This window comes from Nocardioides korecus, assembly GCF_054778395.1.
Window position 1 is genome coordinate 12,809 of the sequence record NZ_BAAGZO010000007.1, and the last position, 20,679, is coordinate 33,487.

21 protein-coding genes are annotated in these 20,679 nt (G+C 74.7%); 9 read left to right on the forward strand and 12 right to left on the reverse strand.

Features of this window, described 5'->3' with window-relative positions:
• The first annotated feature begins 239 nt into the window (after positions 1-239).
• The 3 genes from ACYVDA_RS14465 to ACYVDA_RS14475 all read left to right on the forward strand — a co-directional run bounded on the left by ACYVDA_RS14465 (position 240) and on the right by ACYVDA_RS14475 (position 2,326).
• Positions 240-920, forward strand: coding sequence for a hypothetical protein (locus ACYVDA_RS14465; protein ID WP_460819104.1), 681 nt, complete (start codon positions 240-242; stop codon positions 918-920).
• A gap of 21 nt (positions 921-941) precedes the next feature.
• Positions 942-1,928 (forward strand): NUDIX domain-containing protein, encoded by a 987-nt coding sequence (locus ACYVDA_RS14470; protein WP_460819105.1) that lies wholly within the window; start codon positions 942-944, stop codon positions 1,926-1,928.
• Positions 1,929-2,011: 83 nt separating this feature from the next.
• A complete protein-coding gene (locus ACYVDA_RS14475; protein WP_460819106.1) occupies positions 2,012-2,326 on the forward strand; it encodes a hypothetical protein in 315 nt (104 codons plus the stop codon).
• A 3-nt stretch (positions 2,327-2,329) separates the two neighbouring features.
• On the opposite strand, the gene ACYVDA_RS14480 is transcribed toward ACYVDA_RS14475, so the two are convergent.
• Complete coding sequence (locus tag ACYVDA_RS14480) at positions 2,330-2,650, reverse strand: putative quinol monooxygenase (RefSeq protein WP_460819107.1); 321 nt, start codon at positions 2,648-2,650, stop codon at positions 2,330-2,332.
• A gap of 148 nt (positions 2,651-2,798) precedes the next feature.
• Here ACYVDA_RS14480 and ACYVDA_RS14485 point away from each other — a divergent pair, with 148 nt between their 5' ends.
• A complete protein-coding gene (locus tag ACYVDA_RS14485; protein WP_460819108.1) occupies positions 2,799-3,953 on the forward strand; it encodes a DUF3500 domain-containing protein in 1,155 nt (384 codons plus the stop codon).
• A 35-nt stretch (positions 3,954-3,988) separates the two neighbouring features.
• On the opposite strand, the gene ACYVDA_RS14490 is transcribed toward ACYVDA_RS14485, so the two are convergent.
• Together ACYVDA_RS14490 and ACYVDA_RS14495 are read right to left on the reverse strand one after the other, a co-directional pair.
• Complete coding sequence (locus ACYVDA_RS14490) at positions 3,989-4,480, reverse strand: nucleoside deaminase (protein ID WP_460819109.1); 492 nt, start codon at positions 4,478-4,480, stop codon at positions 3,989-3,991.
• Positions 4,481-4,553: 73 nt separating this feature from the next.
• Positions 4,554-5,012: a hypothetical protein gene (locus tag ACYVDA_RS14495; RefSeq protein ID WP_460819110.1), complete on the reverse strand. Its 459-nt coding sequence runs from the start codon at positions 5,010-5,012 to the stop codon at positions 4,554-4,556.
• Between the two features lie 158 nt (positions 5,013-5,170).
• Here ACYVDA_RS14495 and ACYVDA_RS14500 point away from each other — a divergent pair, with 158 nt between their 5' ends.
• Both ACYVDA_RS14500 and ACYVDA_RS14505 read left to right on the forward strand, forming a co-directional pair.
• Entirely contained in the window at positions 5,171-6,970 is a 1,800-nt protein-coding gene (locus tag ACYVDA_RS14500) for a sulfatase family protein (protein ID WP_460819111.1), read from the forward strand.
• Between the two features lie 36 nt (positions 6,971-7,006).
• Entirely contained in the window at positions 7,007-7,597 is a 591-nt protein-coding gene (locus ACYVDA_RS14505; protein ID WP_460819112.1) for a peroxidase-related enzyme, read from the forward strand.
• A gap of 15 nt (positions 7,598-7,612) precedes the next feature.
• Here ACYVDA_RS14505 and ACYVDA_RS14510 read toward each other — a convergent pair whose 3' ends face one another.
• The 4 genes from ACYVDA_RS14510 to ACYVDA_RS14525 are packed head-to-tail and all read right to left on the reverse strand — an operon-like array spanning position 7,613 to position 11,211.
• A complete protein-coding gene (locus ACYVDA_RS14510) occupies positions 7,613-8,575 on the reverse strand; it encodes a WcbI family polysaccharide biosynthesis putative acetyltransferase (protein ID WP_460819113.1) in 963 nt (320 codons plus the stop codon).
• A 4-nt stretch (positions 8,576-8,579) separates the two neighbouring features.
• On the reverse strand, positions 8,580-9,113 hold the full coding sequence (locus ACYVDA_RS14515) for a cupin domain-containing protein (protein ID WP_460819114.1): 534 nt from the start codon (positions 9,111-9,113) through the stop codon (positions 8,580-8,582).
• Positions 9,076-9,789, reverse strand: coding sequence for a rhomboid family intramembrane serine protease (locus ACYVDA_RS14520; RefSeq protein ID WP_460819115.1), 714 nt, complete (start codon positions 9,787-9,789; stop codon positions 9,076-9,078). Before ACYVDA_RS14520 ends, ACYVDA_RS14515 begins: the two co-directional genes overlap by 38 nt.
• A 9-nt stretch (positions 9,790-9,798) precedes the next feature.
• Positions 9,799-11,211 carry a glutamate decarboxylase gene (locus ACYVDA_RS14525; protein WP_460819116.1) on the reverse strand — a complete coding sequence of 471 codons (1,413 nt, stop codon included), beginning with the start codon at positions 11,209-11,211 and terminating at the stop codon, positions 9,799-9,801.
• A gap of 179 nt (positions 11,212-11,390) precedes the next feature.
• Here ACYVDA_RS14525 and ACYVDA_RS14530 point away from each other — a divergent pair, with 179 nt between their 5' ends.
• Entirely contained in the window at positions 11,391-12,149 is a 759-nt protein-coding gene (locus ACYVDA_RS14530; RefSeq protein ID WP_460819117.1) for a LamB/YcsF family protein, read from the forward strand.
• Here ACYVDA_RS14530 and ACYVDA_RS14535 read toward each other — a convergent pair.
• The 4 genes from ACYVDA_RS14535 to ACYVDA_RS14550 all read right to left on the reverse strand — a co-directional run bounded on the left by ACYVDA_RS14535 (position 12,124) and on the right by ACYVDA_RS14550 (position 17,317).
• A complete protein-coding gene (locus tag ACYVDA_RS14535; protein WP_460819118.1) occupies positions 12,124-14,031 on the reverse strand; it encodes a 5-oxoprolinase subunit B/C family protein in 1,908 nt (635 codons plus the stop codon). The genes ACYVDA_RS14530 and ACYVDA_RS14535 overlap by 26 nt on opposite strands.
• Positions 14,032-14,251: 220 nt before the next feature.
• Positions 14,252-15,085 carry an ATP-binding cassette domain-containing protein gene (locus tag ACYVDA_RS14540; protein ID WP_460819119.1) on the reverse strand — a complete coding sequence of 278 codons (834 nt, stop codon included), beginning with the start codon at positions 15,083-15,085 and terminating at the stop codon, positions 14,252-14,254.
• On the reverse strand, positions 15,082-16,137 hold the full coding sequence (locus ACYVDA_RS14545) for an ABC transporter permease (RefSeq protein ID WP_460819120.1): 1,056 nt from the start codon (positions 16,135-16,137) through the stop codon (positions 15,082-15,084). The genes ACYVDA_RS14540 and ACYVDA_RS14545 overlap by 4 nt, the downstream gene beginning before the upstream one ends.
• Before the next feature lie 106 nt (positions 16,138-16,243).
• Positions 16,244-17,317: a substrate-binding domain-containing protein gene (locus tag ACYVDA_RS14550; protein ID WP_460819121.1), complete on the reverse strand. Its 1,074-nt coding sequence runs from the start codon at positions 17,315-17,317 to the stop codon at positions 16,244-16,246.
• 228 nt (positions 17,318-17,545) lie between these two features.
• Here ACYVDA_RS14550 and ACYVDA_RS14555 point away from each other — a divergent pair, with 228 nt between their 5' ends.
• Positions 17,546-18,559, forward strand: a complete 1,014-nt coding sequence (locus ACYVDA_RS14555; protein ID WP_460819122.1) for a LacI family DNA-binding transcriptional regulator — start codon at positions 17,546-17,548, stop codon at positions 18,557-18,559.
• A 6-nt stretch (positions 18,560-18,565) separates the two neighbouring features.
• On the opposite strand, the gene ACYVDA_RS14560 is transcribed toward ACYVDA_RS14555, so the two are convergent.
• Positions 18,566-18,856: a DUF1330 domain-containing protein gene (locus ACYVDA_RS14560; RefSeq protein ID WP_460819123.1), complete on the reverse strand. Its 291-nt coding sequence runs from the start codon at positions 18,854-18,856 to the stop codon at positions 18,566-18,568.
• Between the two features lie 87 nt (positions 18,857-18,943).
• Between ACYVDA_RS14560 and ACYVDA_RS14565 the strand changes: the two genes are divergently transcribed.
• The gene (locus tag ACYVDA_RS14565; protein ID WP_460819124.1) at positions 18,944-20,629 is read left to right on the forward strand and encodes a phytoene desaturase family protein; all 1,686 of its coding nucleotides are present in this window, start codon (positions 18,944-18,946) and stop codon (positions 20,627-20,629) included.
• Positions 20,630-20,679: the final 50 nt, after the last annotated feature.

Genomic DNA, 20,679 nt, shown 5'->3' on the forward strand with positions numbered 1-20,679 from the left:
TGCCCGGGCCGGGTGGCCCTGGCACCCGTGACTGCGGGTGGAGGTCGGGCTGTTGGTCCCGTCCCCACGGGACCAGGACCGCTGCCGGTCGCGGCCAGCACACGCTGGACTGGCACCGACGGGCGGTCCGGACCCGGCGGGTGGGCCCGGAGGCGCCCGGCCCGATCGAGGTGGAGACGGAGGTGGCCGGGGTGGCTGGCGTGGCAGGGGTGGCTGGGCTGGCGGGGGTGGTCAGGTCGGTGAGCATCCTGGTCCTGGACGTCAGCGCGCGGGCGGGCTACCGGCGGACCTGGTCGGTGGTCGCCACCGCGATGGGTGCCGTCGGCGCCGCCGGTGCGGCCCTGACCATGGCCCCGGTGGTGGTCGTGGCCACGGCCGGGTCGACCTGGCTCGTGGTCCAGTTCTTGGCGGGCACCACCGTCTGGGCGGAGGGCCGGTCGCCCCTGCCGACGGTGCTGCCGTCGCTGGCGGTCGGTGGCCTGGTCCCGGTGCTGCCGGGGGCGGTCGCCCTGCTCGGGCCGAGCGCGGCAGTGCTGTGGGTGGTCCTGGCGCTGACGGCCCCCCCGGTGGTGGCGTGGGGCGTGAGGTCCCTGGACCGGCCGGCCGTGCCGGGCACGCCCGTGGCCCCCAGCACGGCGGGCGCGACGAGCCCGCCCGGCCAGGCCGGCCTGGCCGGGCAGGCAGCTCCGCCGACCACGTCGGTCGTGGACGCCGACACGCCCACCCGGGAGCTGGTCCGGCTGTGGTCGACCTCCACCCGGGAGCTGGCGACGCACCCCGGTCCGGTCCGCACGGCGGTGCTGGTGGGGGTGCGCGCCGCCGTCCTCGACGCGCTGCAGCGTCGCGACCCGCGGGGCTTCGAGGCGTGGCTGGCCCACGACCCGACCCGGACCAGCCCACGGGCGCACCTGCGCCGGTGAGGGCCCGCTAGCCTCGAGGACGTGGCGGTCCCGGACTTCATCCTCGAGCTGCGTCGCGGCGTGGGCCACGACCTGCTCTGGCTGCCCGGCGTCACGGCCGTCGTACGCCGGGGCCCGCGCGTCGAGGCCAACCCCGGCAGCAACCCCGGGACCGACCCCGAGGTCCTGCTCGTGCGCCGCAGCGACGACGGCACCTGGACGCCGGTGACCGGCATCGTCGACCCGGGGGAGGAGCCGGCCGTCGCGGCGGCCCGCGAGGCCCTCGAGGAGACCGGCGTGACCATCACCGTCGACCGGCTCGCCCGGGTGGGGGTGACCGACGAGGTCGTCTACCCCAACGGCGACCGCAGCGTCTACCTCGACCTGACCTTCGCCTGCACGTGGCGCTCGGGCGAGGCCCACGTCGCCGACGACGAGTCCACGGAGGTCCGCTGGTGCACGCCGGCGGAGCTCGACGCCCTCGAGCCCCCGATGCTCCCGGCGATGCGCGCGGGTCGAGGCGGCTCTCACCGACGAGGTCGCCGCCCGCTTCACCCCGTCGACTGGAGGCCCGACCGACCGGCCCGACCTGCGGGGGCCGGCGTGACCAGCACCGCCCACGCCCGCACCGTGGCCGAGGTCATGATCACCCGCCCGCACCTGCACCCCGTCACCCTCACGCTGGCGGACGCCCGCGCGGCCCTGGACGACTCCCACGTCCACCTGCTCCTGCTCGTGGAGGACGGGCTGCTGCGGGGCACGCTGACCCGCGACGACCTCGCGCAGGGGCCCGTCGCTCCGGGCCTCGACGCGCGGGCGCTCCCGTCCTCCCGGCTCGAGGGTCGCACCGTCCCGGCGGAGGCGCCGCTGGAGCAGGTGCAGCGCGCGATGGCCGCCGAGGGCGCGCGTCGTCGGGCCGTGGTCGACGCCGGCGGCCGCCTCGTGGGCCTGCTCTGCCTCAAGCGCAGCGGGGCCGGGTTCTGCACCGACGACGGCGTGGCCGCCCGAGCGGTGGACCGCGAGGCCTGAGCCGTCCCCGCGTCACGGGCGGTGGGGTATACAGAGGCCAGACCTGCCGATGACGTCTCGGGAAGAGGGGGTGGTCACCGGTGGTGCGTCCGACCACGGAGATCGTCTACCCCGCCGACCGCCGACCCGCGTGCACCGTCCGGGTCGACTCCCGGTGGTTCGTCGGCGAGATCGCGCTGTGGCGCCTGCGGGAGAGCGGGTGGTGCGCGGTCGTCTGCTACTTCGTCACGCCCGAGACCGCCTACATGCGCACCGTGCCGGCCGAGGACGTCGTACGCCTGGCCGCCGGCGACGGCGAGGCCAGCGGACCGGCCGTGGCGGAGGTCCCGACCCGGGCCGCCGCGACGTCGGTGGTGACGCCGGTCGCGACGGCCCCGGGCCGGGTCCGCGACGCCTGAGCCTCAGGCGATCCGGCGCAGCCGGTTGATGTTCAGGCCGTCCTCGTCGAGCAGGTCGCCGATCATCCCGGCGAAGCGCACCAGGTGCGGGGTGGCCAGGTGGGCGTCGAGCTTCTCGGCCGACTCCCAGTTCTCGTAGAAGAAGAACTTCCCGGGCTCCTCCACGCTCTCGTGCAGGTCGTAGTTGACGAACCCGTCCTCGGCCGCGGTCGGTGCGATGAGCGCCTCGAGCTCGCGGCGCAGCTCGTCCTCCTTGCCGGGGGCCGCCTTCATGAAGGCGATCACGGTCAGCAGGTCGCGGCGGTCGTCGGTGGGTGTGGTCACGGGGTCTCCTGTGGTCGGGCCGGGCGCGGACCGGTGGGGGCCGGCTCGGCGTGGTGTCGCCTGATGTCGGGTGGTGTGGCGTGGGTCACGCAGACGGTAGGGCACGACCGGTTGTGGGCGCCAGTGGGTGGTTGGTTGACTTCGGCGCATGACGACCGGGGTGACGGAGGCGGCTGCCCGCGAGGCCGCAGCGACGATGGCGCGGGCGGCGGCCGACTGGCTGGCCGGCCTCGACGAGCAGCAGCTGGCCCTCGCCCGGGGGGCCGTGCCGGTCGACGGTGCCGACGACGCCGAGCGTCGGCGCTGGTTCTACACCCCGACCGACCACGGCGGTCTCACCGTGCACCAGCAGCGCCCGGCGCAGCAGCGGGCCGCGATGCGCTTGGTCTCGACCGGGCTGTCGGCGGCCGGCTACGTCACCGTGGCCACCACGATGGGCCTGGAGAACGTGCTCGACCAGGTCGAGGGCTTCACCGCCCGCTTCGACCGCGAGCGCGGACGCGACCCGGGGCTGTACTACCTGCGCGTCTTCGGCGAGCCCGGCGGCGCGGGCCCCTGGGGCTGGCGATTCGGCGGCCACCACGTCTCGCTGAACAACCTGGTCGTCGACGGCGTGCTGGTCTCGACGACGCCGTGCTTCATGGGCGCCGACCCGGCGTCTTCACCCCTGCTGGGCGGGGCCGTCAACCGCCCGCTGGCCCGGGTGGAGGACCTCGCCCGCGACCTGGTGCGCTCGCTGACCCCGGCCCAGGCGTCCCGGGCGGTCCTGCTGCCCAAGGCCCCCTCGGACTTCGTCACCGCCAACCGCACGACCGTCTCCGCGGGCGACCGGGTGCTGCCCCTGGCCGCGATCTGGCGCGACGAGCGGTTCCCCGACGACGAGGAGCAGGCCAAGCTCCAGGCCCTCAGCGACCGGATCGACGACGCCGCCGACTTCGACGAGGCCGACCACGCGGCGACCGAGCTCACCGCCGAGCCGCGGGGGGTCGCCGGCCACGAGCTGGGGGTCGACCAGCGCGGCGTGCTCACCGACCTGCTCGGCACCTACTTCGGCCGGGTGCCCGAGGCGCTGTCGCCGCTGTCGGCGTACGACGGGGCGGCGCTGGACCAGGTCCACTTCGCCTGGGCCGGCCCGACCGAGCCCGGGGCGCCGCACTACTACCGCGTGCAGGGCCCGCGGCTGCTGATCGAGTGGGACAACACCCAGCGCGGCGCCAACCACGCCCACTCGGTGTGGCGCGACCCGAGCTCCGACTTCGGGCTCGACGTCCTGGCCCGGCACCGGGCCCGTCACCACGACTGAGCCCGGTCGCCGGGGACCGGGCTCAGTCGCGGTGGTCAGCCCTCGTGCTGGGCGGTCCAGCGCCGGAACGGCTCGGTCGGGTCCTCGGTGTCGACGTGGGTGAACGGCAGCCGCTGCTCGGCGACGGGCTTGGCGTACTCGTCGTAGAAGGTCCCCAGGCTCATGTAGCGCCCACCGTCCTCGTAGTGCTCGCCCTCCTGCTCGCGGCTCGCCGCGAAGTACACGTGCTCGGGGGCGGCGTAGTAGAGCGCCCCCAGGCACATCGGGCAGGGGTACGCCGTGATGTAGACGTCGCAGCCGGTCAGGTCGGTGCGCCCGCCCGCCGCCAGCTCGCGGATCGCCACGATCTCGGCGTGGGCGCTGACGTCGCCGGACTGGCTGACCTGGTTGGTCGCCTCGGTCAGGACCTCGCCGGAGGCCTGGTCGACGACCACGCAGCCGAACGGCTTCCCGCCGTCGGCGACGTTCTCGCGGGCGAGCTCGACGGCACGCTCGACGTGGGTGGTGTGGGGGTCCTGCTCGGGCACGGGCGACCTCGGGAGTCGGGCTGGGAGTCCAGCGGTGGGTGAGGTCGCCAGGGTAGGCAGGCGCGCGAAGGAGTCAGCCTCGCCGCGCACCGGCACGGCGCAGCAGGGGCGCGCCGCCCGGGAGCCGCGACAGGGTCCAGCGCGCCATCGCGTCGCGTCGGCGGTCGTGGGAGGACCGCGGGACCGGCCCGTGGGTGAGGTCGTGGTGGCCCCAGGCCCCCCAGACCAGGGCCGCGGCGGCGTTCACCGCGCCGGCGGCCGCACGACGCCGGTCGGCCCCGGCCATCACGAGGGCGGTGAGGGCGTGGGCGGCGTCGGTCCACACCCCGGTGGCCAGGACCTCGGGGCTGGGGTCCACCCCGGACAGCACGGCCTGGGTCAGGTGCCGGGCACCCAGGACCCGGGCCACCACGACGGCCCGGTGGTCCGGCTCGGTGCGGTAGCCGGTGCGCAGCCAGGCGCGCGGGGCCAGGAGGAGGCTCACCCCCACCGCTCCCCGGGTGAGCTCGATCCTGCGCCAGTCGTGTCCCACCGGTCCCACCTCGTCCCTGCGTCGGGTGCGTCGGGTGCCGACGTCCGCGCTGGGATGCTCCCACGGACCGCGCGCCGTCCAGCAGGGTGTGCCGAGCTCGTCGGACGACACGGCGGACACCGCACCTGTTAAAACTAGTAATTCAGTACAGTTACAGGGTGAAGACGCCCCGCCCCATGTTGTCGTCCCTGTCGCGCTCCCGACGTCGCCGGCTCACCGCCGTCGTGCTGGTGGCGGTCCTGGGGTGCGTCGCGGCCGGCTGCGGGTCGGGAGGAGCCCCCGACCGGGCTGACCGGGTCGCGCCCGGACCCGGCACGGCCTCGGAGGAGGCGGCGGCCGTGGTGGCCGCGGAGTCCACCGGTGGGACCGGGACGGCAGCCTCGGGCACCTCGCGTGCCCCCGCCCGTCGCCCCAACGTCCTGGTCGTCGAGACCGACGACATGCGGGTCGACGACCTGCGCTGGATGCCCAGCGTGCGCCGGCTGGTCCAGGACCGCGGGCTCACGTTCGAGAACTCCTTTGCGCCCTACCCCCTGTGCTGCCCCTCGCGCTCCAGCTTCATGACCGGGAAGTACACCCACAACCACCACGTCTACACCCACCTCGACCCCTACGGCTTCACCGCGTTCCACGACCGGCACACGATCGCGACGGTGCTCCAGGGGGTCGGCTACCGCACCGCCCTGGTGGGCAAGTACCTCAACGGCTACGGCGAGCAGTTCCTGCGCTCGGGCCGGCCCTCGCTGCATTACGAGCCGCCCGGCTGGGACCAGTGGTACGCCGGCAGCGACCACCTCTGGGACTACGGGGACCCGCACTACGGCGGTGGCACCTACTCCTACTTCCACCTGGTGCAGAACGTGAACGGGGCGATCCGGTCCTACCCGGGCCGCTACTCCACCGACGTCACCGCCGAGCAGACCCGCAGCGTCATCGGCGGCTTCGCCCGTCAGGACCGCCCCTGGTTCGTGTGGTGGACGCCGACCGCGCCGCACCACGGCCTCCCGGTCGAGGAGGACGACCCGGCGCCGACCCGGCGGCGTGACGGCGACTTCACCGAGTGGGACACCCCGGGTCGGCCTGATTGGGTCAAGGGCCGCTTCGACGCCCAGATCACCCACGGCTCGGGGACGCCGCTGACCCACTCGGCCGAGGCCGACGTGCGGGACAAGCCCGACTGGGTGCGACGCCTGCCCGAGCTGACCGCCGCCGAGAAGAGGGCCGAGACCGTCGTGACCCGGCAGCGGGCCGAGGCGCTCTACGCCCTCGACGTGCAGGTCCGCCGCACGCTCCAGCGGCTGCGCGCGCTCGGCCAGCTGAGGCGGACGGTCATCGTGTTCACCTCCGACAACGGCTTCTACCTCGGCGAGCACCGCAAGCGCCTGGGCAAGGTCACCCTCCACGAGCCGTCGCTGCGGGTGCCGCTGCTGGTCGCCGGCCCCGGGGTTCCGCACGGGCGGCGCTACGACCCGGCCACCACCGTCGACCTGGCGCCCACCATCGCGGCGTGGGCCGGCACCACGATGAGCGGTGCCGACGGCACCTCGCTGCTGCCGGTGGTCCACGGCGGGGACCGCGGGTGGGACCGGGCGGTGGTCACCGAGGGGATGATGGGCTTCGGGGCGTACGCCGACGCCCAGGGCCTGGGCCGGACCCCGCTCGACACGCGCGGACTGCGCCTGGGGCGGTGGAAGCTGACCCGCTACAGCACCGGGGAGAACGAGCTCTACGACCTGCTGCGCGACCCCCTCGAGCTGCACAGCCTGGACCGCGACCCGGCCCACGCCGCGACGATGCGCGCCATGCTCGCGCTCTACGACCGCTACCACGCCTGCCGGGGCGACGGCTGCCGCACGGTGCTCCCCGACCGGTGGCGGCTGACGCCCGCGCAGTCGGCGCGGCTGACCCGCCACGAGGCCGCCGTGACCGACCGCTACTTCCAGCACTCCGGTGACTGACGCGTGCGGGCCACCCTCGCGGTCTAGGGTCGGCGGATGGCGATGCGACGCAGCGACACCCCGGTCAGCCGGTTCGGCACGGTGGAGGTCGGGGACCTCCCCGAGGACCTGCGCGAGCGACTGCGACCGGTCGTGGAGCGGACCGGGTTCACCCCCAACATCTTCCGGGCCCTGGGGCGACGGCCCGCGGAGCTGCGTGCGTTCCTGGACTACCACGACGCGCTGATGGACCACGACGACGCGCAGCCCGGTCTGTCCCGGGCCGAGCGCGAGCTGGTCGTGGTGGCCACCTCGGGGCTCAACGACTGCCCCTACTGCGTGGTCGCGCACGGCGCCGTGCTGCGCCTGCGGTCGAAGGACCCGCAGCTCGCCGACCACGTCGCCACCCATCCCCGCGGGTGCGACCTCGAGCCGCGGCAGCGCGCGATCGTCGACCTGGCGCTGGCGCTCGCCGGGGACCCGGGTGCGTTCGGCGAGGCCGACGTGCGGTCCGCGCGCGACGCCGGGCTGGACGACGAGGAGATCTGGGACGTCGGGTCGATCACCGCGCTGTTCGCGGCCTCCAACCGGCTGGCGCACCTGACCGCGCTCCAGCCGAACGCGGAGTTCTTCGCCCTGGGACGCTGACGCCGCTCGCCGCTGCTAGTCCGGGAGGGCGACGCCGAGGGCCGCGGCCGGCTCGCGTGCGCGGTCGAGGCAGACGTCGAGCACGTCGGGGCGCGCGCCGTAGAACGCCAGCTGGGCCTCTTCGACGACCGCCGTCGCCACCGGGTCGCCGTCCAGGACCCAGTCGGGCCTTGGGGGCGCGTCGAGACCGTGGGCCGCGAGCACCACGTCCTCGAGCGGGGCCAGCACCGAGGTCAGCAGCGGACGGGTGACGGCCGGGCCGAGCGCCGGGAGGTCCAGGTCGGCCCGGACCCGGGCCGCGAGCGGGGCCAGCAGGTGGTTGCCCGGGTGGTTGACCGTGCGCATCGCGTCGGCCGCGGGGTGGCCGAGCAGGTCGCTCAGCACGACCGTGCCGGCGGCCCGCTCCCGGCGGGCGAGCTCGGCGACGGAGGCGCGCGCGACGGCCAGCACCCCCGCCGTGGTGGCCGGGGTGGAGCCCGGGGCGGGGCGGCCGACCCTCGTCCAGGCGGCTCGGGCCACGGTCCGCACGTCGTGGTAGGCGACCACCGGCGGCTGGGGGTCGGGCAGTCCGGGTGGGTGGACCACGAGGTGCCAGGGGTGCAGCCCGGCGTACCTCACCAGGGGGACGCGGCAGGTCCGGGCGCTCCCCGGCAGGAGCGCGACCAGCTGCTCGGTGCCCAGCGGCAGGCCGCGGTAGTCCGGGGCCACCGGAGGAGCGACGAGCAGGTCGGTGCGTCCCAGCCACTGCTGGAGGACCGGCACCTCCGCGGGCCGCAGGTCGTGCAGCGGGGGCACCTGGACGGTGCGCACGTCGCCCGCGTCCAGCAGCAGGCGCAGCGACTCGGCCTGGCAGTTGCCCACGGCGAGCAGCAGCGGCGCTGCCCCGAGCCCGGCCCCGGCGTCGTCCTGCGGTCCCGCCAGGAAGTGCCGGTAGTGCTGCGACTCGGCGGCCGAGCGGGGTGGCAGCTCGTCGGGCACGGACTCAGCCGTTCTGCGTGGCGCGGGCGGTCCAGTCGAGGCGGTCCAGGTTGACCACGATCGCCTCCTGGGTGGTGCGGGCGATCACGACCACGGCCTCCACCGACGGGTCGGGGTTCTCCTCGCGGTGCGGGACCCAGGGCGGCACGAAGACGTAGTCACCGGGGCCGGTCTCCACGCGCCGTTCCACGGGCTCCTCGCCCTCGACGTCGAGGAAGACGAAGACCGGGTGGCCCGCGACGACGTAGATCGCGGTCTCGGAGTCGCCGTGGTGGTGGTCGGCCGACCGGGTCGTAGGCGGCACGTGGGTCTGGCCCATCCACAGCGACCGCGAGCCGACGGTGCGGCCGCTGATCGCCTCGCGCCGCTGCATGCCCGCGGACTGGCCGGTCTGCGTGACCAGGCCGTCCGGCGCGACGTGGTGCAGGCGGCGGTGGAAGGCGTCGACGGACTCGGGGACCAGGACGCCGCTGGGGGAGCGGACGAAGCCGTCGGGCTCCTCAGCGGGCGGGTCGGCGGGCAGGTGCGTCACGGGCATCGGGGGCCTCCTCGCCCGCCAACCTAGCCGCAGCGGCCGACGGGGGAGACCCGCAGCGGCGCAGGTGGTGCCACCAGCACACCCCCGTCGCGGCCGCGATCAGGTGGCCCCAGGCCGTCATGTCCGGGGGGAGCTCCGGCACACCGGCCACCAGGACGGCCCCCACCACGAAGACGGGGACCCGCGCGAGCCGGGGGAGCAGGCCGACCAGGGCGGCCACCACCGCCACCAGGGCGTACGACGCCCCCACGTCGAGCCGGTTCGCCCACGAGGCGGGCAGCCGGTGCAGGGCCACGCCGACGGCGATCGGCCCCTCGGTCAGGACCGTCCCGACCACGTGCCCGGCGATCATCACCAGGACGGTGCGACCCGACCCGACGCGGCGCTCCAGGGACCGTCCGATGGTGAGCAGGACGAGGCCGTCGGGCAGCCAGGTCGCCCCGGGCAGGAACAGCGCCGAGGCGACCATGACCAGGGCCGGGTCGCGGAGCAGGTGGGTGACGTCGGTGCTCGAGCCGATCAGCACCTGGTCGTCGAGGTCGACCGGCGCCAGTCGCAGCAGGACGGTCGTGGCCAGCAGCAGCGCGGCGTACGCCGTGGCCACGGGCGCCGCCCGCACCCACCGGACGACGGCCGCGACGACCCGCCCGAGCGTCCCCCGGACGACCCCGGCCACCGCGCGCCGCTAGTGGTGGAAGCCCGAGGGACCCGTGCGCGGCCCGGTCTGTTCCTCCTCCAGGTGCTCCACGGCCGTGCGCAGGTCCTCCAGCAGCAGGTCGGCGAGGTCGACGCCGAAACCGTTGCGGCACACCACGCGCAGGACCGAGAGGTCCTCGCGGTCGGCCGGGAAGGTGTACGCCGGCACCTGCCAGCCGCGCGCCCGCAGGGCCTTGGACACCGCGAACACGTCCCACGCGGTGACCGAGGCGCTGGTGGTGAAGGCGAAGACCGGCAGCTGGTCGCCCCGGGTGACCAGCTCGAACTGCTCCATCGCGCCGATCTGCTCGGCCAGGTGCACCGCCACGTCGCGCGAGGCCTGCTGGACGGCGGTGAAGCCGGCGTGGCCGAGCCGGAAGAAGGTGTAGTACTGCGCGATCACCTGGGCGCCGGGCCGGGAGAAGTTCAGCGCGAAGGTGGGCATGTCGCCGCCGAGGTAGTTGACCTTGAAGACCAGCTCCTCGGGCAGGGCGTCGGCGTCGCGCCACAGCACCCAGCCCACGCCCGGGTAGACGAGGCCGAACTTGTGGCCCGAGGTGTTGATCGAGGCCACCCGCGGCAGCCGGAAGTCCCAGACCAGGTCGGGGTCCAGGAACGGCGCCACCATCGCGCCCGAGGCGCCGTCGACGTGGACCTGCACGTCGGGCCCGCCGGACGTGGCCAGGTCGTCGAGCGCCGCGCAGATCTCCTGCACCGGCTCGTAGCTGCCGTCGAAGGTCGAGCCCAGGATCGCGACCACGCCGATGGTGTCCTCGTCGCACTCCGCCGCCGCGGGCTCGGCGGTCAGGTGCAGCCGGTCGCCCTGCATCGGCACCACGCGGGGCTCGACGTCCCAGTAGCGGCAGAACTTCTCCCAGCACACCTGCACGTCGGCGCCCATCACCAGGTTGGGGCGGCGCGAGCGGTCCGGCACGCGCGCCCGCCAGCGACGCAGCAGCGCGAGCCCGGCCAGCATGCAGGCCTCGCTGGATCCGGTGGTGGAGCAGCCGGTGGCGTGGGCGGGGTCCTCGGCGTTCCACAGGTCGGCCAGGATCGCGACGCAGCGCCGCTCGAGCTCCGCGGTCTGCGGGTACTCGTCCTTGTCGATCATGTTCTTGTCCAGGGTGTCCGCGATCAGCGTGCGGGCCTGGGGCTCCATCCAGGTGGTGACGAACGTGGCCAGGTTGAGCCGGGCGTCGCCGTCGAGCAGCAGCTCGTCGTGGACGAGCTGGTAGGCGACGTCGGCCGGCACCGGGTCGGCCGCCAGGCGGTGCCGCGGCGGGCTCAGGACGCCGGCGACCGCCGGGTTGGCCGTGGTCAGGAACGGGTTGGAGCCACGCTGCGGGCGACCGCCCTCCTCGTCCTCCTGCGCCTGACGTGACGTGCCGCGGTGGAGGCTCATCGGGTTCCTGCCTGGGTCGGGTGCGGGCTCATCGGGGGCTCCTGCCGTCGTGGGGGTCTCGGGCCAGGATGGCCCGAGCGGTGCGGGCGCGTACGCCGACCTGCCGTGACCCGTGCGTACCGTGAGCCCACTGAACCACCGCTGAACCACCGCTGGACCACCGCCGCCGAGGAGGCCCCGTGCCCACGATCGACCTGAACGCCGACATCGGCGAGAGCTTCGGCCCCCACGTCATGGGGCAGGACGAGCTGCTGCTCCCGACGCTCACCTCGGCCAACGTCGCCTGCGGCTTCCACGCCGGCGACCCGCGCACGATGGAGCGCACCGTGGCCCGGTGCCGCGAGGCCGGCGTCGCGATCGGCGCCCACCCCGGCTTCCCGGACCTGGTCGGCTTCGGCCGGCGCGCGATCGAGATGTCGCGCGCGGAGGTGCGCACCGACGTGCTCTACCAGCTCGGCGCCCTCGACGCCTTCGTCCGCGCGGCCGGCGGCCGCCTCGAGCACGTCTCGCCGCACGGGCGGCTGGGCAACCTCACGGTCACCGACGAGGTGTACGCCGGCGGGGTGCTCGACGCCGTCGCGGCCTTCGACGACCAGCTGGTGGTGCTGGGCCAGCCCGGGGTCGTGCACGACCTGGCGGAGCGGCGCGGCCTGCGCAGCGGCCGGCTGGGCTTCCCCGACCGCGGCTACGAGGCCGACGGCGCGCTGGTCTCGCGGCGCGAGCCCGACGCGCTGGTGCACGACCCGGCGCTGGTCGCCGAGCGTGCCGTCGCGATGGTGACCGACGGCGCGGTCACCTCGCGCGACGGGCACCGCGTCGAGGTCGGTGTCGACGCGATCCTGCTCCACGGCGACAGCCCGGGCGCGGTCGAGGCCGCCCGCCTGGTGCGGCGCGCGCTCGAGGACGCCGGCGTCACCATCGCGGCTCGGGGTCGCTGACCCCCACCAGGTGCGCGAGCCCGCCGGCGGTCAGGGCCGTGCGGACCCGCCGGGCCAGGTCGGCGTACGCCGTGGCGCGGCGCCGGCGGGCCTCCAGCGCCTCCTCGAGCGTGACCTCGCGCAGCAGCAGCCGGTCGCCGGGCCGGGCCTGGCCGAGCACGTCGAGGGCCAGGGAGGTGGCGACGAGCGGCACGGGGTAGCCGGCGGTCACGAGCCGACCCGGCAGCAGCGCCAGCAGCCCGCCGTGCGGCGGCACCTCGACCGCCCCGACGGGCACCCCGCGCGAGCGGGCCTCGCCGTCCGGTGCCCCCACCCGCCGGGGCACGGGGCCCTCGAGCCGCAGGCCGACGTGGTTCGAGGCCGCACCCACGGTCCAGGGGCCGAGGAGGGTGGCGGCGTCGAAGCGGTCCCGCTCGGGGCCGGCGGTGACCGTGACCCACCGGGCCGCGCCGGGGGCGACGGTGCCCGCACCGCCGAGCCGGGCGCCGTCGAACCGGAAGGGTGGCTCCACGCCGTGCGGCTGCCGCCAGCCGCACACGCAGGCCCCGGCCACCAGGGCGTCCCCGCGACCCAGCAGGCCGCCGACCCCGAGCCCGGCGTCGGGCGAGACGCTGCCGGCGACGGCGCCGAGGGTCCCGGCAGACCCGGCGCCTCCCGGGTCGCCCAGGCCGCCCGCGACCGCCAGGTAGGTGCGCAGCCCGGTCGTCGGTGCCGGCAGCTCGAGGACCGACCCGGCCCGGAGCACGACGGGTTCCGCCACCGGGACCGGCACGCCGTCCACCCTCGGCGCGGGCGAGGGGGGTGCGCCGGACGCGCGGCCGGTCGGGGGCGCGCCGGCCAGGGGCGCGCCGGTCCCGGCCACCAGCAGGTCGGCCCCGGCCCGCAGCCGGACCCCCGAGGCGGTGACCTCCAGGAGCGGTGCGCCCGGCGGGTTGCCGACCAGCAGGTTGGCCAGCACCGCCGACCCGCGGTCCGACGCGCCGTGCACCGCCACCCCGAGGTGGCCCAGGCCCGGACGGCCGAGGTCCTGGAGCGTGGCCCGCCCGGCCTCGCGCACGCGCAGCACGGGCGGGCCGTCGTGACGGCAGGTGCTGGCCCGGCGGACGTGCGGGGTCGGGGTCGCGTCGGTCGGGGTCGCGTCGGCGACGGTCGGCCGACGGGCAGGCGCCAGGTCGACGTACGCCGTGCGGTCGACGGGGACGAGGCGCAGCAGGTCGCCCGCGGCGTACGGGACCCGGGGGCCCGCGGGGGAGAGGGCGACCAGCGGGACCGGCGTACGCCCGACCAGGCGCCAGCCGCCGGGGGAGGCGACCGGGTAGACCATCGCCTGAGCGCCGCTGAGGGCCACCGACCCCGGAGGGACCGCCGCGCGCGGCGACCCCAGGCGCGGCACCGAGACCTCCCAGTCGTCGCGCTCGGCGAAGGGCGACCCGACCGGTGAGGCGACGAACCGCACCGTCCACGGGCCGTCGGCGAGCCGGTCGACGAGCTCGCCCGCGGTGGTGCCGAGCTCGGCCGCGACCTCGACGAGGTCGGGTCCGGCGTCGCCGCCGAACAGCACCGGCACCTCGACGACCCGGGGCGCGGCGGGGGGCGAGGCGGCGGCCGCGGGGAGGCCGGCGTACGCCGTCCGGACGCGCTCGCCGAGCGCCGCTGCGGTGGTCTGCCCGGGGTCGTGGGTCAGCAGCAGGGAGTCGTAGGTCGCGACCACGTCGACCAGCCCCGGCACGCGGTCCGCCCGCAGCGCGGTCGCCAGCGCCTGGGTGGTGCGCCACCGCTGGTCCGGGTCGGGACCGCGGACGGTGACCAGCACCCCGCCCTCGCCGTACGCCGACAGCCGCAGGCCGGGCGGGCCCGCGTCGGGGCCCCGGGTGCTCGCCACGGACGTCACCCCCTCCTCCACGGTGCGGCCACGCCCCGAGCCTTCCACCAGACGAGCCCCCTCGGCGACCACACGAGCCTCTTCGGCGACCAGATGAGCCTCCTCGGCGACCAGATGAGCCTCCTCGGCGACCAGATGGGCCTCCTCGGCGGGAACGGCCGCAGCCACCCCCGGGTCGAGCGCGGGGGTGGCTGCGGGTCTGGTGGGTCGAGAGTCGGGCTCAGCGGCCCGGCGTCTCCTCCAGGGTGGTGGCGCCGGTCATGATCGCCACCGCCTCGTTGGGGGTGTGCGACTGCGGGGTGATCACGCCCGCGCAGCGCCCGAGCCGCTGGATGTGGATCCGGTCGGCGATCTCGAACACGTTGGGCATGTTGTGGCTGATCAGGATCACGGGCAGGCCGTTGTCCTTGACCCGCTTGATCATCTCGAGGACCTGGTTGGTCTCCTTGACGCCCAGCGCGGCCGTCGGCTCGTCGAGCACGATCAGCTTGGTCGCGAAGGCCGCCGCCCGGGCCACGGCCACCGCCTGGCGCTGGCCACCCGAGAGGGTCTCGACCGCCTGCGACATGTTCTGCAGGGTGCCGATGCCGAGGTCGGCCATCGCCTGCCCGGCCGACTTCTTCATGCCGTTGTGGTCGAGCATCCGCAGCACCGAGCCCAGGGGGCCGGGCCGGCGACGCTCGCGCCCCAGGAACATGTTGGCCGCGATGTCGAGCGCGGGGGCGACGGCGAGGGTCTGGTAGACCGTCTCGATGCCGGCCTCGCGGGCCTCCTGCGGCTTCTTGAAGTTCACGACCTGGCCCTCGAGGCGGACCTCGCCGGCGTCCGGGACGATGGCCCCGGTCGCCGCCTTGATCAGCGTCGACTTGCCGGCGCCGTTGTCGCCGATGATCGCGAGCACCTCGCCGGGGTAGAGGTCGAAGTCGACCCCGTCCAGGCCGACGACGCGGCCGAAGGTCTTGACCAGGCCCCGGGCCGAGAGCACGGGCTCGCGCCCCGCGGCGTGGGCGTCGGCTTGGCGGCCCGACGTGCTGGTGGTGTTGGTGGTGGTCATGCCCGCACCTTCCTGATCCACTGGTCGACGGAGACCGCGATGATGACCAGCAGGCCGATCGTCAGGACCCGCCACTGGTCGTCCACGCCGGCCAGCGACAGGCCGGTGCGGAAGAAGCCGACGATGAGCGCGCCGAGCAACGTGCCGAAGACCGCGCCGCGGCCGCCGAAGAGGCTGGTGCCGCCGATCACGACCGCGGTGATGGACTCCAGGTTGGCGTCCGCCGCGGCGTTGGGGCTGGCGGCGCCGGCGCGACCGATCAGGATCCAGGCGGTGATGCCGTAGATCAGGCCGGCCACGGTGTAGACCGAGAACAGCACCCGGTTGACCGAGATGCCGACCAGGCGGGCGGCCTCGGGGTCGTTGCCCACGGCGTACACGTGGCGGCCCCAGGTGGTCTGGTTGAGGATGAAGGCCACGACGACGTACATCACCAGGACCAGGATGACGCCCGTGGTGACGCGGAAGTCGCCGAACGGGATCACGTTGCCGGTCCAGCTCATGATCGAGGGCATGTCGGTGGCCTGGATGCTCGCGCCGCTGGAGTAGAGCAGCGCCATCGCGGTGAAGATGCTGAGCGTGCCCAGCGTGACGATGAAGGGCGGCAGCTTCAGCCGGGTGACCAGCAGGCCGTTGACCGCTCCGGCCGCCACGCCGGCGACGATGCCGAGCACGATGGCCAGCACGCCGGGGACACCGTTCTCGGTCGCGATCTTGGCCGAGAAGAGCATCGCGAGGATCGAGACCGCGCCGACCGAGAGGTCGATGCCGGCGGTGAGGATGATCAGGGTCTGGCCGATCGCCAGGGCCCCGACCACGGCCACCTGCTGCAGGATCAGCGACGTCGTGCGCAACGTGCCGAAGTTCGGGTTGATCAGGGTGAAGACGATCCAGCTCAGCACCAGCACCATCAGCGGGCTGATGGCCGGGTGGGCGTGCAGGGTGTGCTGGATCTTCTGGAGCGGGGACTGGCGGCGCTGCGCGAACTGCTCGGCAGCGGTGGACGGTGCGCCCGGTGTGGGCGACGTGGGTTCTGTAGCGGTGGTGGTCACGGCTTCCTCCTTGCCGTCAGCGCGGGTCCGGGAACCGGGTCCTCGAGGGACACCGGGCCCCGGACCCACGCTTGGGATGATGCTGAACAGGTCGGGGCGGAACTGCCTACTTGGTGCCCCAGCAGATCGAGGCGCCCTTGGTGGTGTCGATCGAGGGCACCCCCGTGACCGCCTTGTCGGTGACCAGCGCGACACCGGTGTCGTAGAAGTCCAGGCCCGCGGTCGGCTTGGGCTTGGCCCCGCCGTCGGCGATCTTCTTGATCGCCTTGACGCCCAGCTCGGCCATCCGGACCGGGTACTGCTGCGAGGTGGCGCCGATGACGCCGTTCTTGACCTGGTTGACGCCGTTGCAGCCGCCGTCGATCGAGGAGATCAGCGCGTTGGTGACGCCGGCCTGCTTGAGCGCGCCGTTGGCGCCGACGGCCGCCGGCTCGTTGATCGTGTAGACGACGTTGATGTTCTTGTTCTTCTGGAGGCAGTTCTCCATGGCGGTGCGGCCGCCGTCCTCGGAGCCCTGGGTGGGCTCGTTGCAGACGATCTCGTAGTCGCCGCCGTCGTACTTCCCGGTCTTGGCCTCGTCGCCGTTCTTCTTCTTGTCCTTGGTGTCGATGCCCATGCCGGTCAGGAAGCCCTGGTCGCGGTTGTAGTCGACCGACACGATCTTGTCGTTGAACAGGTCGAGCATCGCGATCGTGGCCTTCTTGCCCTTGAGCTGGGCCTTGGTCCACTTGCCGATCAGCTCGCCGGCCTTGAAGTTGTCGGTCGCGAAGGTGATGTCGACCGTGTTCGCCGGGTCGGGCGGGGTGTCGAGCGCGATCACGTAGAGGCCTTGGTCGCGGGCCTTCTTGATCGAGGCGTTGACGCCGGGGCCGTTGGGGGTGATCAGGATGCCCTTGTCCCCGTTGGCGATGGCGTCCTCGATGGCCTTGATCTGGCCCTCCTCGTCACCGTCCTGCTTGCCCGAGGCCAGCGACAGCTTGACGCCGTCGGCCTTCGCGGCCTTCTTGGCGCCCTGCTGCATCGCCACGAAGAACGGGTTGACCGAGTCCTTGGTGATCAACGTGACGGCGACGCCGCCCCCCGAGCCCCCGCTGCTGCTGCCGCACGCCGCGAGCAGCATGGCCGCCGCTCCGGTCGCCGCGAGCACGGCGGCACGCTTGCTGCGTGTGTAGATCCTCATTCCGGTGTCCTTTCACCCAACTCTGTTCGCCCCGGCCGATTTCCGAAGACATCCGTTGACAGCGTTGTCTTGACGGGTAACTTTGCGGGGTCGAACGGCATGTGTCAAGCGTCACATGCCGTAAGGTCGACAACGATGTCAGACGCTGTGAGCAGCGGAGGAGGTGGCCGGGTCGTGTCCGGACCAGTCGATTTCAAGGGGGCCGACCGCCCTCGACAACGTGCGACCATGCAGGACGTGGCGGCGGCGGCCGGGGTGTCCCTGAAGTCGGTCTCACGGGTCGTGAACCGGGAGGCCGGCGTCTCCGACGCGCTCGTGGAACGGGTCGAGACGGCGGTGCAAAAACTGGGATACCGGCACAATCTCGCCGCCAGCTTCCTGCGTCGGGGTCAGCGCACCGAGTCGATCGGCATGCTGGTGCAGGACCTGTCCAACGGCTACTGCGGGGAGACCCTGCGTGTGGTCGAGGACCACGCCCGTGAGCGGGGCGTCGTGGTGATGGCCGCGAGCACCGACGAGGACCCGGCACGGGAGCGCGAGATCGTCCACGGGCTGATCGCGCGGCGCATCGACGGCCTGATCCTGATGCCCACTGATCTAGACCTGTCGTGGCTGGCGGCCGACATCGGGGCCGGTCTGGTGGTCGTCGCGCTCGACCGGCTGCCCGCCTTCCCGCCGGTCGACGCGGTGGTGGTCGACAACCAGGGGGGCTCCGCCGAGGCGGTCGGGCACCTGATGGCCCACGGGCACCGCCGGATCGCGCTGCTGGGTGACGAGCAGTCCATCCCCACGGCCCGCGACCGCCACGCCGGCTACACCGCGGCCCTCCGGTCGGGCGGGATCACCCCGGACCCCGAGCTCGTCCGCACGGGGTTGCGCACGCGCGCGCAGGCCTTCCAGGCGACGCTGGACCTGCTGGACCTCCCCGACCCGCCGACGGCCCTGTTCGCGGCGCGCGACACCGCCTGCGACGGCGCCGTCCGCGCGCTCCAGTCGCGGGGACGGGGCCACGACGTCGCGCTGGTCGGGTTCGACGACCTGGCCCTGGCCGACGTCGTCGTCCCGCGGTTGACGGTCGTGCGGCAGGACACCCGCGAGATCGGGCGACGGGCGGTGGACCTGCTGCTGCGCCGCCTCGACGGGGACACCTCGCCGGTCCGGGTCGAGATCGTCCCGACCACGCTGGTGGCCCGGGGGTCGGGGGAGATCCCGGCCCCGGCGCCGGCCGCCGAGGCCGGCTGAACGGGGTTACTCGACCCCGGGCACGATCCGCATGTCGCGCACGGCGCCGCCGTCGAGCGCGGCCAGCGCCTCCTGGTAGGCCGGGGAGTCGTGGGCCGCCCGGGCGGCCTCGACGGACTCGAAGCGGATCACCACGGTGCGGGTCTCGCGACCGGACTCGTAGGTCACCTCGGGCATGCCGCGGGCCACGAAAGTCCCGCCGGCACCGCGCAGGGCGGGCCCGGCCAGCTCGGCGTACGCCGCGACCTTGGTCTCGTCGAGGATGTCGGCGTAGATGCTGATCCAGTAGGCGCTCATGCCCACCACTATGCCGGGCCCTGCCACCGCGTGTCCCGGGCCCCCTGGGGTGGGGGTGGGCCCGCGCCGGTCGGGTACGGGCCGGGCATGAGTGCTGCTTCCCGGGTCCCCGACGTCACCGACCCGCACCGCGTGGCCGCCGGTCCCGCGGGCGGGAGCTGGGACGCGATCGTGGTCGGCGCCGGCCCCAACGGCCTCGTGGCCGCGAACCTGCTCGCCGACGCGGGCTGGTCGGTGGTGGTGCTGGAGGAGCAGGACGAGGTCGGTGGCGCGGTGCGCAGCGACGAGGAGGTGCACCCGGGCTTCCTGCACGACACCTTCAGCGCGTTCTACCCGCTCGGCGCGGCGTCCCCGGTCCTCCGGGCCCTCGACCTCGACCGGCACGGCCTGACGTGGTCGCACGCCCCCGCGCCCCTGGGTCATGCCTTTCCCGGCGGGTGGGGCCTGCTGCACCCCGACCGCGACGACACCGCCGCCGCGGCCGACGCCGCCCACGCCGGCGACGGGGACCGGTGGCTGCGGCTGTGCCGTGCCTGGGACCACCTCGGCGACGACCTGGTCTCGGGGCTGCTCAGCCCGTTCCCCCCGGTGCGGGCCGGCTCCCGGGCGCTGGCGCACCTGCTCGGCCCCGGGGGCCCGACGGTCGCCCCGCTGCTGCTCCAGCCCGCCGACCGGTTCTCCCGGCGCTTCGGCGGGGTCGGGATGCGGGCCCTGGTGGCCGGCAACGCGGGCCACGCCGACATCCCGCTGGGCTCGCCGGGGTCGGGGTTCATGGGGTTCCTGATGTCGATGCTCGCCCAGGACGTGGGGTTCCCGGTGCCCGCGGGCGGTGCCCGCGAGCTCTCGCGCGCCCTGGCCCGCCGGTTCGAGGCGGCCGGCGGGACGATCGTCGTCGGTGAGCGCGCCGACCAGGTCGACGTGGAGTCCGGGCACGTCACCGGCGTGCGCACCGCGTCCACGTCGTACGCCGCCCCCGTGGTCGTCGCGTGCGTCAGTGCTCCCGGCCTGTTCGGGGGACCGGCGGCGGGGGACCGGCGCGCGCTGCTCGACGAGGATGACGTCCCGACGCGGGTGCGCTTCGGGATGAGGCTGTTCACCATGGACCCGGGCACGGTCAAGGTCGACTGGGCCCTGTCGGGACCGGCGCCGTGGGCCGTCGCGCCCGCTCTGGCACCGGGCACGGTGCACGTCGCCGACGACCTCGACGACATGCAGCGCGCCACCCGGATGGTGGAGCGGGGCGTGGTCCCGGACCGCCCCTTCCTGCTCGCCGGGCAGATGACCACGAGCGACGCCAGCCGCTCGCCGGCCGGGACCGAGTCGTTCTGGGCCTACACCCACGTCCCGCAGCGCGTGCGCCAGGACGCCGGGGACGACGGGCTCGACGGCACCTGGGACCACGACCAGAACGAGCGCTTCGCCGACCGCGTACAACGGCGCCTCGAGCGCCTCGCGCCGGGGTTCGGGTCCCTGGTCGTGGGGCGACGGGTCCTGGGTCCGCACGAGCTGGAGGCGCGCGACGCCAACCTCCTCGGCGGCGCGATCGGCGGCGGGACGGCCCGGCTGCGCCAGCAGCTCGTGCTGCGCCCGGTGCCCGGGTCGGGGCGGGCGGGCACGGGCGTGGGCGGCCTCTTCCTCGGCTCGGCCTCGGCCCATCCCGGTGGTGGCGTGCACGGGGCGGCCGGCAGCAACGCGGCGCGCGACGCCCTGGCGCACCGGCGCTCGGGCCGCCTGAGCCGGCTGGCCGTCCCGGGGCGGCTGCGCCGGTCCTGACCCGTCCGGTCCTCCACCCTGCCCCTGCAGGTCAGCGAGGTCCCGAAGGG